The sequence below is a fragment of the Massilia consociata genome (genome assembly GCF_042432755.1).
GTDB lineage: Bacteria > Pseudomonadota > Gammaproteobacteria > Burkholderiales > Burkholderiaceae_D > Telluria > Telluria consociata.
In genome coordinates this window covers 50,119-64,153 of sequence record NZ_JBHLWP010000001.1, presented here as the reverse complement: position 1 = coordinate 64,153, position 14,035 = coordinate 50,119, and the positions used below count along the sequence as shown (strand labels likewise).

Here is a 14,035-nt window from a genome sequence, read left to right as displayed (position 1 = left end):
GGCCGCCTGTTCACGACCGCCGGTAGCCGCCGGCGGTCGACCGCCAGTTGTGATGCTGCAACAGTCACATATCCCAAAGGAACGATTGTTGCCGCAGGCGAAGGCGATACAGGTATGATCTTCATCAGTCCGAACCGGTATTGACCCACGACTGTCATGAATCACCCTGCCTTCGCCATCCCGGCACCCGCGCACCAGGCGGCGATCCTGATCGTCGACGATGCGCCCGCCAGCCTCGGACTGCTGCAGGACATCCTGCAAGGCCAGGGTTACCGCACCTTCGTCGCCACCTCCGGCGAGCGCGCGTTGGACCTCGCGCAGCGCATCCAGCCCGACCTGATCCTCCTCGACGTGATGCTGCCCGGCCTCGACGGCCTGGAAACCTGCAGCCGCCTCAAGCACCAAGCGGCCACCGCCGACATTCCGGTCATCTTCGTCAGCGCCTGCTCCGACACGGCGGACATCGTGGCCGGCTTCGAGCACGGCGCCGCCGACTACATCGCCAAGCCGCTGCGCCTGCCCGAGGTTTGCTCGCGGGTCCGGGCCCAGCTGCAGATCCGCTCGGCCAGCCAGTCGCATACGCACCAGGTCAAGCGCCTGCGCATGATCGTCGACGGCATGGACGAAGGCTTGATGCTGCTCGGTCAGGACGGACGCATCCAGTACACGAATCCGGCCAGCGAACGCTGCCTGGGCTATCCGGGGCGGGAACTGGCCGGCAGGCCGCTGGCCGAACTGCTCGCCGAACCGGCGGCCAGGGACTTCGCCGCCTGGTTCGACCAGTCGGACGACGAGACGCTGGCGCGTTGCCGCGGCACGCGCGAAGTGCTGCTGCGCCAGCCCGACGGCAGCCTGCGCGCGATGGACCTGAGCCTGTCGCCGCTGGCCTCGGGCGAGCAGCTGTGGGTGGCCGTCCTGCACGACATCACCCACCACAAGCAGTCCGAGAACGCGCTGCAGCGCGCGGCGCTGGCCGATCCGCTCACCGGCATCGCCAACCGGCGCCAGTTCGACGCCTGCCTCGAACGCGAATGGCAGCGCGCCATGCGCAATGCCCGCCCGCTGTCGCTGCTGGTGCTCGACGTCGACCACTTCAAGCTCTACAACGACCTGCTCGGCCACGCCGCCGGCGACCAGTGCCTGCAGGCGATCGCTAGCACGCTGCAGGCGCACGCCCTGCGCGCCACCGACCTGGCGGCGCGCTACGGCGGCGAGGAATTCGTGCTGCTGTTGCCCGACACGCCCCACGAGGGCGCGGCCAAGGTGGCCGAGGCGATCCGGGCCGACATCGAGCGCCTGCGCGTGCCCAGCCCGCGCTCGACCACCTCCGACTTCGTGACCGTCAGCGTGGGCGCATCCACCATCGTGCCGACCCAGTTCGACGAGTGCCGCTCGCTGTTCCAGGCTGCCGACCGTGCCATGTACGACGCCAAGGCCGCCGGACGCAACCGCGTGACGGCGGTCGGCGCCGGTTATGCCTGGGAAGCGATGCACCGGGTCCTGGCGCGCTGATGCCTCGTCACCGATCGCCGGCTGTGGGCGCCGGCGCGCTGCGCTGCTCGAGCACTGCCGGGCGCGGCCTGAGCAGCCGTCCATCGCATATCGATGCAAAGGCTATAATTGCCGGAATATCGAAAGCGCACAGACCGGTTACCCAAGTGAACCCACATCTCGCCCAACTCCATCCCTACCCCTTCGAACAGCTGCGCCAGCTGTTCGCCGGCGTCACCCCGAACGCCGCCTGCAGCCCGATCAGCCTGGGCATCGGCGAGCCGAAGCATCCGACGCCCGCCTTCATCGAAAAGGCGCTCATGCATGCGATGAGCGGCCTGTCGAGCTACCCCAGCACCCATGGCAGCGAGCCGTTGCGCGTGGCCATCGCCGGCTGGCTGCAGCACCGCTACGGCATCCCCGACATCGATCCGGCCACGATGGTGCTGCCGGTGAACGGCTCGCGCGAAGCGCTGTTCGCCATTGCCCAGTGCGTGGTCGACGGCTCGAAGGAAGCGCCGCTGGTGATGAGCCCGAACCCGTTCTACCAGATCTACGAAGGCGCGGCCTACCTGGCCGGCGCGGCGCCGTATTACGTGAATTCCGAGCCGGGCCGCAATTTTGCGCCCGACTACGACAGCGTGCCCGATGAGGTGTGGCCGCGCGTGCAGCTGCTGTACGTCTGCTCGCCCGGCAACCCGACCGGCGCGGTCCTGGGCCTGGAGGACTGGCAGCGGCTGTTCGAGCTGTCCGACCGCCATGGCTTCGTGATCGCGGCCGACGAGTGCTATTCCGAGATCTACTTCGGCTCGACGCCGCCGCTGGGCGCGCTCGAAGCCGCGCACCAGCTCGGCCGCAGCGGCGGCGATGGCGAAGGTAACAGCGCGTACGCCAACCTGATCGTGTTCTCCAGCCTGTCAAAGCGCTCGAACGTGCCGGGCATGCGTTCGGGCTTCGTGGCGGGCGATCCGCAGCTGCTGAAGAAATTCCTGCTGTACCGCACCTACTGCGGCGGCGCGATGTCGCCGCCGGTGCAGGCCGCCTCGATAGCCGCCTGGAACGACGAGCACCACGTGCAGGAAAACCGCGCGCTGTACCGCGAGAAGTTCCAGCTCATCACCCCGATCCTGAAAGAGGTGATGGACGTCGAACTGCCCGACGCCGGCTTCTACCTGTGGGCCGACGTGCGCCGCACCGGGCTGTCGGACACCGAATTCGCACGCCGCCTGTACGCCGAATATAATGTGACGGTTTTGCCAGGCAGTTATCTTGCACGCGAAGCGCACGGCCTCAACCCGGGCCGCGACCGCATCCGCATGGCGCTCGTCGCGAGCGTCGACGAAGGACTCGAAGCCGCCAACCGCATCGTCGAGTTCTGCAAGGGCCTGTAGCCAGCGACACGCCTCGGCAGCACCAACGAATCAACCTAACCAAAGAATCGCATCATGACCCAACAACTCCAGAACATCATCGACACCGCGTGGGAACAGCGCGCGGAGATCAGCCCGTCCAGCGCCAGTGCCGAAGTGCGCGACGCGGTCGCCCACGTGCTCGCCGGCCTCGACGCAGGCACCTTGCGCGTGGCGCAGAAAGACAGCGGCAGCTGGGTCGTGAACCAGTGGATCAAGAAGGCCGTCCTGCTGTCCTTCCGCCTCGAGAACAACGTGGTAATGGGTGGCGGGGGCACCCTCGGCGGGAGCCCGCAGTTCTACGACAAGGTCCCGACCAAGTTCGCCGACTACACCGCGGAAGACTTCGCCAAGGGCGGTTTCCGCGTGGTGCCGCCGGCCGTCGCCCGCCGCGGGAGCTTCATCGGCAAGAACGTGGTCCTGATGCCGTCCTACGTCAACATCGGCGCCTACGTCGACGAAGGCGCGATGGTCGACACCTGGGCCACCGTCGGCTCCTGCGCCCAGATCGGCAAGAACGTGCACCTGTCGGGCGGCGTCGGCATCGGCGGCGTGCTGGAACCGATGCAGGCCAACCCGACCATCATCGAAGACAACTGCTTCATCGGCGCCCGTTCGGAGATCGTCGAAGGCGTGATCGTCGAAGAGAACTCGGTGATCTCGATGGGCGTGTACATCGGCCAGTCGACCAAGATCTACAACCGCGAGACCGGCGAGATCACCTACGGCCGCGTGCCCTCGGGTTCGGTGGTGGTGTCGGGCAGCCTGCCCTCAAGCGACGGCAAGTACAGCCTGTACTGCGCCGTGATCGTCAAGCGCGTGGACGCCCAGACCCGCGCCAAGACCGGCATCAACGAGCTGCTGCGCGGCGACTAATGCGTTAGCTGAACGCGCGGTCGGCCCAGCCGACCACGCGTTCAACCAGCTCAAGCAATACCTGCACACTAGGAGACGATGCCATGGCCATGGACCGCCTGTTCCAGCTGATGAAGGAGAAGAACGCCTCGGACATGTTCTTCGCCGTGAACTCGCCGGTGCACATCAAGATCAACGGGAACCTCATCCCGATCAACCAGCATCGTCTCGAACCCGAGAACATCATCTCGCTGCTGTCCGAAATCGCCTCGCCCGAGCAGATGCTCGAGCTCGAGCGCGAGAACGAACTCAACATGGGCGTGTCGGTCCCCAACCTCGGCCGCTTCCGCCTGTCCGCCTTCCGCCAGCGCGGCTCGATCTCGGCCGTGTTCCGCTTCGTGCCGGCCAACATCCCGCCGATCGGCGAGCTGGGCCTGCCGCCCGTGCTGCTTGATCTGATCATGGAAAAGCGCGGCCTGCTGCTCATCGTCGGCGCCACCGGTTCCGGCAAGTCGACCACCATCGCCTCGATGCTGGACCATCGCAACGAACAGCGTACCGGCCACATCCTCACGCTCGAAGACCCGATCGAATACCTGTTCAAGAACAAGAAATCGATCGTCAACCAGCGCGAGATCGGCAGCGACGCCAGCAGCTTCGCCACCGCCCTGCGCAACTCGATGCGCCAGGCGCCGGACTGCATCCTGATCGGCGAGATCCGCGACAAGGAAACCATGGCGGCGGCGCTGGCCTACGCCCAGTCCGGCCACCTGGTGCTGGCCACCCTGCACGCCAACAACAGCTACAACGCGCTCAACCGCATCATCAGCTTCTACCCGATCGAGAACCGCGCCGCCCTGCTGCAGGACCTGGCGTCGAGCGTGAAGGCGATCGTCTCGCAGCGCCTGGTCAAGTCCGCCGCCGGCGGCCAGCGCCAGGCCGCGGTGGAGGTGATGCTGAATACCCGCTATATCGCCGACCTGATCGAAAAGGGCGAGATCGGCCAGATCAAGGACGCGATGGACAAGAGCCTGTCGCCGGGTTCGCAGTCCTTCGAGACCGCGCTGCTCAAGCTGGTCAAGGAGGGGCTGGTGACGCAGGAAGAAGCGCTGGCCAATGCCGACTCGGCCACTAACCTGCTCTGGCTGCTCAACAACGGACCGGAGAGCCAGGCGCAGCCGGAAGAGCAGAACAAGCCCGACGAACCGCAGGGCGCTTCCTTTACCGAGTTCACCCTCAACTCCTAGGACGGCGCTGTGCTTTGTAGGGTGGTCGGCTTTGCCGGCCGCGCGTCCGACGCACGGATGCGTTGCCGCTGCGCTCGGGCCGGCTGAACGCGCGCACGGCAAAGCCTTGCACCCTACCAACTCCTTTCGCCGCTGCACTCAGGCGGCGCCTCTTCTTCATCTGTGTACAATCTTCGCTTGCGAAGCTTGTGCTATCCTCGCGCGTTTCTTAAATTCAATAGTCGCCCGCCGCAACGTGGGCGCAACGACGACGCTCCATGACTACGACCCTCTACGGCATCCCCAACTGCGACACCGTCAAGAAAGCCCGCACCTGGCTGGCGGACAACGGCCACGATTTCACCTTCCACGACTTCAAGAAACAGGGCTTGACGCGCGAACTGGTGGCCGGCTGGCTCGAGCAGCTCGACTGGGAGACGCTGGTGAACCGCAAGGGCACGACCTGGCGCAACCTGGGCGACGAGCGCAAGGCGCAGGTGACCGACAAGGCCAGCGCCTTGGCGCTGTTGCTGGAAAACCCGTCCGTCATCAAGCGCCCGGTATTGCAGGGCGTGGGCCCGGTCTCGGTCGGCTTCTCGGCCGATGCCTACGCGGCAAAGTTCAAGGCTCAGTCGGAACAGAGCGCATGAAGCCATCCCGCACCCTGCTGCTGACCGAAGAACTGATCGCCCTCGATTCGATCACGCCGCACGACAAGGGTTGCCAGGAACGCCTGAAGGAACTGCTGGCCCCGCTGGGCTTCCACTGCGAGACCATCGCGTCGAACGGCGTGACGAACCTGTGGGCGCGCAAGGGCACGACCTCGCCCGTGTTCGTGTTTGCCGGCCACACCGACGTGGTGCCGTCCGGCCCCGCACACCAGTGGGAGTCGAGCCCCTTCGTGCCGACCCGCCGCGACGGCAAGCTGTACGGGCGCGGCGCGTCCGACATGAAGACCTCGATCGCGGCCATGGTCGTGGCCTGCGAGGAGTTTCTCGAGGCCCACCCTGACCACAAGGGCTCGATCGCTTTTCTCATCACCAGCGACGAGGAAGGCCCGGCCACCGACGGCACCGTGGTCGTGTGCGAGCGCCTGGAAGAACGCGGCGAGACGCTCGACTACTGCCTGGTCGGCGAGCCGACATCGAACCACGTGCTGGGCGACACCATCAAGAACGGCCGCCGCGGCTCGCTCTCGGGCCACCTGGTCATCAAGGGCGTGCAGGGACACATCGCCTATCCGCACCTGGCGCGCAACCCGATCCACCTGGCGGCGCCGGCACTGGCGGAGCTGGCTGCGGAAGTCTGGGACGAAGGCAACGAATACTACGCCCCGACCAGCTGGCAGATCTCGAACATCCAGGCCGGCACCGGCGCCACCAACGTGATTCCGGGCCACGTCACGATCGACTTCAACTTCCGCTTCTCGACCGCCAGCACGGCCGACGGCCTGGAAGCGCGCGTGCATGCAATCCTCGACCGCCACCTGCTCGACTACACGCTGGAATGGACGCTGTCCGGCCAGCCCTTCCTGACGCCGAAGGGCCTGCTGTCGGACACGCTGTGCACCGCCATCCACGATGAGCTGGGCGTGCAGACCGAACTGTCGACCAGCGGCGGCACCTCGGATGGCCGCTTCATCGCGCGCATCTGCCCGCAGGTGATAGAATTCGGCCCGCCGAACGCCAGCATCCACAAGATCGACGAACACATCGAGCTGCGCTACATCGATCCCCTCAAGAACATCTACCGCCGCACGCTGGAACAGCTGCTGGCACCGTCGCAATAACAGAACACTCACGACCACCGGGAGCCAAGGCCATGACCACCACCAACTTCAGCACGCCGCGCGACCTGCTGCGCTATGCCATCACCCGCTTCAATGGGGCCAAGCTGTTCTTCGGGCACGGCAGCGCCGAGGCATTCGACGAAGCGGCCTACCTGATCCTGCACACCCTCAAGCTGCCGCTGGACCGCCTCGATCCCTTCCTCGACGCCAGGCTGCTGCAGGACGAAGTGCTGCAGGTGCTGGAAGTGATCGAGCGCCGCGTCACCGAGCGCGTGCCGGCCGCCTACATCACGAAAGAGGCCTGGCTGGGCAGCTACCACTTCTACGTGGACGAGCGCGTGCTGGTGCCGCGCTCCTTCATCGCCGAGCTGATCCCGCAGACCTTCAGCCCGTGGGTGCAGGACCCGGAAGCCGTGGAGAACGTGCTGGAATTGTGCACCGGCAGCGGCTGCCTGGCGATCATGATGGCCGACGCCTTCCCGAACGCCGTGATCGACGCGGTCGACATCTCGAAGGATGCGCTGGCCGTGGCCGAGCACAACATCCGCGAGTACAAGATGGAAGGCCGCGTGAACCCGATCGAATCGGACCTGTACGAAAACGTGCCGTTCAAGAAGTATGACCTGATCGTCACCAACCCGCCTTACGTCAACAGCAACTCGATGGGCAAGCTGCCGCCGGAGTACCTGCGCGAGCCGCAGATCGCGCTGGCCGGCGGCGAGGATGGAATGGACCTGGTGCGCAAGATCGTCGCCGGCGCCGCCGAACGCCTGAGCCCGGAAGGTGTGCTGGTGGTCGAGATCGGCAACGAGGCGGAATACGCCGAAGCGGCCTTCGGGCACCTGGGCCTGACCTGGCTGACCACCAGCGCCGGCGACGACGCGGTGTTCCTGCTGACGGCCGAGCAGTTGCAGGCACAGTAATCACCAGCTCGCCCTGAATACGATACCCGTAGGGTGGGCGGGAAACCCGCCCACCCTACATAACGCAGAAATACGCAATGATCCGCTTCCAGAACGTCAGCCTGATGCGCGGCACCAAGCCGCTGCTCGAAGACGCCGACCTCACCCTCAACCCGGGCGACAAGATCGGCCTGATCGGCGCCAACGGCGCCGGCAAATCGAGCCTGTTCGCGATGCTGAGGAACGAATTGCACCCGGACCAGGGCGCGATCGACTTCCCCGCCAAGTGGCGCATGGCCTACGTGGCCCAGGAGACGCCTGCGCTCGACCGCCCGGCGCTGGAATACGCGATCGACGGCGACGTCAACCTGCGCCGCCTGCAGGCCGAACTCATTGACCTGGAAGCGCATCCGGACACCAACGCCCACGGCATGCGCCTGGGCGAGATCCATGGCGCCCTGGCCGATGCCGACGCCTACACGGTGCAGTCGCGCGCCGAGCAGCTGCTGCTCGGCCTGGGCTTCTCGCTCGAGCAGATGGGGCAGCCGGTGGCGAGCTTCTCGGGCGGCTGGCGCATGCGCCTGAACCTGGCGCAGGCGCTGATGTGCCCATCCGACCTGCTGCTGCTGGACGAACCGACCAACCACCTGGACCTGGACGCGATCATCTGGCTGGAGGATTGGCTCAAGCGCTATCCGGGCACCCTGATCATCATTTCGCACGACCGCGACTTCCTCGACGAAATCGTGAACGTCGTCGTGCACATCGACGAACGCAAGCTCAAGCGCTACTCGGGCAACTACTCCGCCTTCGAGCGCCAGCGCGCAGCCCACCTGGTGCTGGCCGCGGCGGCCTTTGAAAAGCAGCAGCGCACGCGCGCCCACCTGCAGTCCTTCGTCGACCGCTTCAAGGCCAAGGCCACCAAGGCACGCCAGGCCCAGAGCCGCATGAAGGCGCTGGCCAAGATGGAAGAACTGGCCCCGCTGCGCGCCGCCGCCGAATTCTCCTTCGAATTCCGCGAGCCCCTCTCCGCCCCGAACCCGCTGCTGGTGCTGGAAGACGTGGACGCCGGCTACCCGCTGCTCGACGAGCACGGCGACCGGGTTGGCGGCAAGGCGATCGTGAAGCGCGTGAACTTCTCGCTGCAGATCGGCCAGCGCATCGGCCTGCTGGGCGTGAACGGCGCCGGCAAGTCCACCCTGATCAAGACCGTGGCCGGCGAACTGATGCCGCTCGAAGGCAAGGCAACCCTGGGCAAGGGCCTGTCGATCGGCTACTTTGCCCAGCACCAGGTCGAGATGCTGCGCCACGACGAGTCGCCGCTGTGGCACCTGGCGAAGATCGCGCCGACCGTGCGCGAGCAGGAGCTGCGCAACTTCCTCGGGAGCTTCAACTTCCCGGGTGACATGGTGACGAGCCCGATCGCGCCCTTCTCGGGGGGCGAAAAGGCGCGCCTGGCCCTGGCCCTGATCGTCTGGCAGCGCCCGAACCTGCTGCTGCTGGACGAACCGACCAACCACCTGGACCTGGAAACGCGCGAAGCGCTGACGCTGGCGCTGGCCCAGTTCGAGGGCACGCTGGTGCTGGTCTCGCACGACCGCCACCTGCTGCGCGCCACCACCGACCAGTTCATCATCGTCGCCGACGGCAAGCTGCAGCCCTTCGACGGCGACCTGGACGACTACAAGGAATGGCTGTTCCAGACCAAGCTCGGCAAGGGTACCGACACCCTGCCGGCCCCGGCGCCGGCCAGGGATGCCAAGGCCGCGGGCGCAGCAGCAGCCCCGGATGCCGCGCCGGTCGACCGCAAGGAACAGAAGCGCCTGGAAGCCGGGGAGCGCCAGCGCCTGGCGGCCATCCGCAAGCCGATCGAGAACCGCGTCAAGCGGCTGGAAGAGCAGATGGCCAAGCTGAACGCGAAGAAGGCCGAGATCGACGCCCAGCTGCTCGAGCCGAGCATCTACGAAGCGGAGAACAAGGAAAAGCTCAAGACCCTGGTGGCCGACCAGGCCTTTGCTTCGCGCGACCTGGAGCAGCTCGAAGCGGAATGGCTGGACCTGCAGGAACAGCTCGAAGGCCTGGCAGCCTGATTGCCCGGTTGCGCCTGCTCGGTTGCGCTACTCGGTTGCGATAATTAAGCGCAGCTAATTCTTTTGGAAATTCCTTAAGCGCAACTTACGCAACCTGGCGCGGCTCGGCGGGCGCCACCGACATCAGGCGCTCGATGTCGATCAGCACCATGCGCCGCCCCTTGGCCATCCCGAGGCCGATCAGGTAGTCGGCATCGGCCCGTGCCCCCGGCAGCGGCACCACCTGCTCGGGACGCAGCCGGACCACCCCGGTGATGCGTTCCACTACCACCCCGACCACCCCTGCCAGGACCCGCACGACGATGACGTCGGTGCCCGGGTCGGGCACGGAAAACTCGGCCGAAAACGCCACCCGCAGATCCACCACGGGCATGATCACGCCGCGCGACAAGGCCACGCCGCCGATGATCTCGCCGTCGTTCGAGAAGCGTTCGAGCGCACTGAATACCTTGAGTTCCTGCACGGCGGCGTAGTCGAGCCCGTACTCGAGCCCGCCCAGGGTGAATCCAAGGAATTGCTGCGCTGCGGCGATGGTGTGGTTCGGCATGGTGTTTCCTTTCGTGGCAACACCTATCGTAAGCGTCCGGCCGGGTGAAATTGTTGACTGCAGTCAACTAAACCAGCTTGCCAGAGCAAGCCGTACTAGGGTTGACCCGATTTTGATCCCGTCACCAGCATCGCCACCAGCGGTGCGTCGTTCGGGTTCGCCAGCAGGGCATGCAGCAGCGCGCGCGGCACCAGCGATACCGCCTGGCTCTCCCAGCCCATGTCGGACGGGCAGCCGCCCACGCGCCGGCCCAGGTAGTAGCGGGTCTTGCTCATGCTGCGCACGGCATCGAGCAGGTAAGCGGTCAGTTCCACCTGCAACCCGCTTTCCTCGTAGGCTTCGCGGATGGCGGTGGCGCGCAGGGAGACGCCCCCGTCCTTCGTCCCCTTCGGGAAGGTGGCCGGGTAGCCGCCGTGGGCGTTCGACGGATGCACCACCCACACCCGCCCGTCGGGCTCCTCGATCACGACGCCGGCCGCGATACGCTTGCCGGGCGCCGGCACGAACGCGGGCTCGGCGAACTCCCCGGCATCCTGCCCGGCGACAGCGTCCCAGCCGGCATCGTCCCGCGGCGCCGCAACCCAGGGGCGCAGCGCGATGCCGTTCAGCTCTGCCGGCATGGCGCCGCCCGGGACCACGGTGGCGATCGCAGCGGGATCATGCCAGCTGCCAGCGGGGGTTGGCCGGGTCGGGACGGCGATCACACAGGGGCCGCCGTGCTCGTTCTTCTTCGGGTGCAGGGTCGTCATGGCGCGATTCTACGGCATGCCCCGCCTCGTCAAGCCGGCAACGCCAGCAGGGCCAGCAACTGCGCGATGTCCACCGGTTTGACCAGGTGGTGGTCGAACCCTGCCGCCCTCGAGGCATCGCGGTCCTGCTGCCGTCCGTAACCGGTGACGGCAACCAGCAGTGCCCCGCGCGTCGCCGGCAAGGCGCGCAGGCGGCGCGCCAGTTCGTTGCCGTCCATGCCCGGCAGGCCGATGTCGAGGATGCAGGCATCGAACCGGGTCTCCTCGGCAGCATCGATTGCGCGCTGCGCATGGTGTTCGATGTGCACCCGATGGCCCGCGCTCCTGAGCATCATTCCCATCAATTCGGCGGCATCGACGTTATCGTCCACCACGAGTACCCTGCGGCCGACGGCGGCCGGCAGCAAGGCCGGCCGTCCGGTCCCATCGCCGGCGGCAACCGCGCCCGGCAGCGTCATGCGCGGCAGGCGCACCGAGAAGCGGCTGCCCAGCCCCGGGCCGTCGCTGTGCACCGCCACCTCCCCGCGGTGCAGCTCGACCAGGCTCTTGACGAGCGCCAGGCCGATCCCGAGTCCGCCCTGGGTACGGTCGGAGGTGCGCTGGGCCTGCGTGAACAGGTCGAAGACGCCGGCCTGTACTTCCGGCGTCATGCCGATGCCGTTGTCGGCCACGCACAGCAGCACGCTGTCCGTACCCGCCTCCATCTGCAGGACGATGCGTCCCCCGTCCGGCGTGTACTTGGCGGCGTTGTTGAGCAGGTTGGCCAGCACCTGCACCAGCCGCTTGCGGTCGCCCTGGACGAGCGCATGCTCCGGCGCCAGGTGCAGCTCCAGCCGGTGGCGCCGCGCCTCGACCAGCGGGCGCACCTGCTCCACCGCATCGGCCACCGTGGCCTTGATGTCCACCGCCCCGGATTCCAGCGCCACCAGGCCGCGCGTGACGCGCGAGACGTCGAGCAGGTCGTTGATCAGGCTCGTCATGTGGCCGACCTGGCGCGCCACGATGGCACTGGTGCGGCGCACGCCATCGGCATCGAGCTTGTCCATCGCCAGCAGCTCGGCGGCGGCGCCGATCGGCGCCAGCGGATTGCGCAGCTCGTGCGCCAGCATCGCCAGGAACTCGTCCTTGCGCTGGGCTTCGAGGCGCAGCTGCTCCTGGGCGCGGTGGCGCGCCGTGATGTCGCGGAAAAAGATTGCCAGGCCGTTCAGCGCCGGATACACCCGTACTTCCATCCAGACCGGTTCCGCGCCGGCGAGCGGATAAGCGTATTCCACCGAGCCGGCCACGCCCTCCTCCATGGCCCTGCGCCCGATGCGCTCGATGCCGGTGCCGACCGACTCGGGAAACGCCTCCCAGTGGTTGCGGCCGACGACGTCGCTTGCGGGCCGCCGGATGAGCTCGAGGCCGTTGGCGTTCATCCGCGTGATCGTCCAGTCCCGGTCGACCAGGGCGAAGCCTTCGGCCATGGTGTCGAAGATGTACTGCGACTGGTCGCGCTCGGCGCGCAGCTCGGCCTGGGCGCCGGCGGCTTCCACGGCCGCCCAGGTGCGCTCGGCCATCTCGCGCGCCATGCGCACCTCGTCCTGTGTCCAGGCACGCGGCGTATCGCTGTGCATGCCGAGGATGATGCGCAGCTCGCCGGCCTTGACCAGCGGCAGGGTGACGTGGGCGCGCACGCTGACGGCTTCGTAGTTGGCCCGGATCTCGCGCGTACGCTCGTCCTGCCCGACGTCGCCGATCACCACGTCACCGCCTGAACGCAGCTGCTGCGCCACGGCAGGGCCGAAGGCTTCGAGCGGCGAATTGAGCCCGGCGATGCTGGCGATGCCCGGCCGGCACCAGTCGCGCCGCACGGTGGCGGGCCCGGTCGCCGAACGCAATTCGGCGAACGCCACCCGCGCCAGGCCGAGCGTCTCGCCCAGCAGCGCGCTGGCTTCCCCGATGATGTCCTCGACCGCCATCAGGGGCCGCAGGCGGTCGGCCAGGGCCAGCTGGAAGGCCTGCTGGCGCTCCACCTGCTTCATCTGCAGCACCTGCATCTCGACCATGCGCCGCGCCAGGTGCTGCTCGGTGACGTCGGAACCGACGACGAAGATGCCGGCGATGGCGCCGTCCTCGACGATCGGCTGGTAGATCACGTTGATATAACGGCGCTCCAGCTCGCCCGCGGCCCCGCGCCGCACCCGGATCGGGATGTCGTGCGCAAGGTACTCCTTGCCGGAGGCGTAGACCGCGTCGAGCACCTCGAACAGGCGCTGGTCCGCCAGCTCGGCCAGCGCCTCGCGCACCGGCCGCCCGACAAAGGAGCGCGGCCCGAGCAGCTCGACCATCGCCTCGTTGACGAAGTCGAACACGTGCTGCGGGCCGCGCAACACCGCCATGAAGCTCGGCGCCTTCAGGAACAGGGACTTGAGGCGCTCGACGTCGGCGCGCAGGTGCAGGTTGGTTTCGTATACATGGCGGGCGCGGTCGATCAGGCCGGTCTGCTCCGCCAGCAGCGACGTCCCTTGCCCGCCCGCGGCGCCCGCCGCCTCGCGCATGCGCTCGACGCCGGTGACGTCGATCGGATGCTGCAGCACCAGCTCGACCTCGCCCGCGCCGTCGAACACCGGCAGGTGGGTGATCGTCCAGTAGCGGCGTTCGAATCCGCCTCCGTCCGCCTCGGCGCGGGGAATGTCGAAACGCAGCAGCGCCATGGTGTCCGGCTCGCCGGTCTGCAGGACGCGGTCGAAGGAGGCCAGCATGTGGCGCAGCGTGACCGGATCGGTCGGGAAGGCATCCCAGGCCCAGCGTCCCGCGATCTCGTCCAGCGTGCGGCCGGTCGAAGCCAGGTAGGCGCGGTTGGCGGTGACGATATGGAGCTGGCGGTCGAGGACCAGGTAGGGATTCGGCGAGGCGTCGAACAGTGCGCGGTAGCGTCGGTCGGAAAATTCCATGTCCGGATAGGAGAATGTGCTAGTCCCCATTCTACCGATGT

General features: G+C 67.2%; 11 protein-coding genes. 8 read left to right on the top strand and 3 right to left on the bottom strand.

What is annotated here, in order from left to right:
- The first annotated feature begins 156 nt into the window (after positions 1-156).
- The 8 genes from ACFFJK_RS00245 to ACFFJK_RS00210 all read left to right on the top strand — a co-directional run bounded on the left by ACFFJK_RS00245 (position 157) and on the right by ACFFJK_RS00210 (position 9,762).
- A complete protein-coding gene (locus ACFFJK_RS00245; RefSeq protein WP_379677072.1) occupies positions 157-1,512 on the top strand; it encodes a diguanylate cyclase in 1,356 nt (451 codons plus the stop codon).
- Positions 1,513-1,658: 146 nt separating this feature from the next.
- On the top strand, positions 1,659-2,882 hold the full coding sequence (gene dapC, locus ACFFJK_RS00240; protein WP_379677071.1) for a succinyldiaminopimelate transaminase: 1,224 nt from the start codon (positions 1,659-1,661) through the stop codon (positions 2,880-2,882).
- Between the two features lie 54 nt (positions 2,883-2,936).
- Positions 2,937-3,776 (top strand): 2,3,4,5-tetrahydropyridine-2,6-dicarboxylate N-succinyltransferase, encoded by an 840-nt coding sequence (dapD, locus tag ACFFJK_RS00235; RefSeq protein ID WP_379677070.1) that lies wholly within the window; start codon positions 2,937-2,939, stop codon positions 3,774-3,776.
- 83 nt (positions 3,777-3,859) lie between these two features.
- Positions 3,860-5,002, top strand: a complete 1,143-nt coding sequence (locus ACFFJK_RS00230) for a PilT/PilU family type 4a pilus ATPase (protein WP_379677069.1) — start codon at positions 3,860-3,862, stop codon at positions 5,000-5,002.
- Between the two features lie 257 nt (positions 5,003-5,259).
- A complete protein-coding gene (locus tag ACFFJK_RS00225) occupies positions 5,260-5,631 on the top strand; it encodes an ArsC family reductase (protein ID WP_379677068.1) in 372 nt (123 codons plus the stop codon).
- Entirely contained in the window at positions 5,628-6,770 is a 1,143-nt protein-coding gene (gene dapE / locus ACFFJK_RS00220) for a succinyl-diaminopimelate desuccinylase (protein WP_379677067.1), read from the top strand. Before ACFFJK_RS00225 ends, dapE begins: the two co-directional genes overlap by 4 nt.
- Positions 6,771-6,802: 32 nt before the next feature.
- A complete protein-coding gene (gene prmB, locus ACFFJK_RS00215; RefSeq protein WP_379677066.1) occupies positions 6,803-7,693 on the top strand; it encodes a 50S ribosomal protein L3 N(5)-glutamine methyltransferase in 891 nt (296 codons plus the stop codon).
- 77 nt (positions 7,694-7,770) lie between these two features.
- A complete protein-coding gene (locus ACFFJK_RS00210) occupies positions 7,771-9,762 on the top strand; it encodes an ATP-binding cassette domain-containing protein (RefSeq protein WP_379677065.1) in 1,992 nt (663 codons plus the stop codon).
- 85 nt (positions 9,763-9,847) lie between these two features.
- Here the strand turns inward: ACFFJK_RS00210 and ACFFJK_RS00205 are convergent, their stop codons facing one another.
- The 3 genes from ACFFJK_RS00205 to ACFFJK_RS00195 all read right to left on the bottom strand — a co-directional run bounded on the left by ACFFJK_RS00205 (position 9,848) and on the right by ACFFJK_RS00195 (position 13,994).
- Positions 9,848-10,309, bottom strand: coding sequence for a chemotaxis protein CheW (locus tag ACFFJK_RS00205; protein WP_379677064.1), 462 nt, complete (start codon positions 10,307-10,309; stop codon positions 9,848-9,850).
- A 95-nt stretch (positions 10,310-10,404) separates the two neighbouring features.
- Complete coding sequence (locus ACFFJK_RS00200; RefSeq protein WP_379677063.1) at positions 10,405-11,058, bottom strand: NUDIX hydrolase; 654 nt, start codon at positions 11,056-11,058, stop codon at positions 10,405-10,407.
- 29 nt (positions 11,059-11,087) lie between these two features.
- A complete protein-coding gene (locus tag ACFFJK_RS00195; RefSeq protein ID WP_379677062.1) occupies positions 11,088-13,994 on the bottom strand; it encodes a hybrid sensor histidine kinase/response regulator in 2,907 nt (968 codons plus the stop codon).
- Between the last annotated feature and the right edge of the window lie 41 nt (positions 13,995-14,035).

Bases quoted from the DNA above. Each gene is read 5' to 3' on its own strand.
- dapE (WP_379677067.1), top strand. From the start codon at position 5,628: ATGAAGCCATCCCGCACCCTGCTGCTGACCGAAGAACTGATCGCCCTC.
- dapD (WP_379677070.1), top strand. From the start codon at position 2,937: ATGACCCAACAACTCCAGAACATCATCGACACCGCGTGGGAACAGCGC.
- ACFFJK_RS00230 (WP_379677069.1), top strand. From the start codon at position 3,860: ATGGCCATGGACCGCCTGTTCCAGCTGATGAAGGAGAAGAACGCCTCG.
- ACFFJK_RS00245 (WP_379677072.1), top strand. From the start codon at position 157: ATGAATCACCCTGCCTTCGCCATCCCGGCACCCGCGCACCAGGCGGCG.
- ACFFJK_RS00225 (WP_379677068.1), top strand. From the start codon at position 5,260: ATGACTACGACCCTCTACGGCATCCCCAACTGCGACACCGTCAAGAAA.
- ACFFJK_RS00200 (WP_379677063.1), bottom strand. From the start codon at position 11,058: ATGACGACCCTGCACCCGAAGAAGAACGAGCACGGCGGCCCCTGTGTG.
- ACFFJK_RS00210 (WP_379677065.1), top strand. From the start codon at position 7,771: ATGATCCGCTTCCAGAACGTCAGCCTGATGCGCGGCACCAAGCCGCTG.
- ACFFJK_RS00195 (WP_379677062.1), bottom strand. From the start codon at position 13,994: ATGGAATTTTCCGACCGACGCTACCGCGCACTGTTCGACGCCTCGCCG.
- prmB (WP_379677066.1), top strand. From the start codon at position 6,803: ATGACCACCACCAACTTCAGCACGCCGCGCGACCTGCTGCGCTATGCC.
- ACFFJK_RS00205 (WP_379677064.1), bottom strand. From the start codon at position 10,309: ATGCCGAACCACACCATCGCCGCAGCGCAGCAATTCCTTGGATTCACC.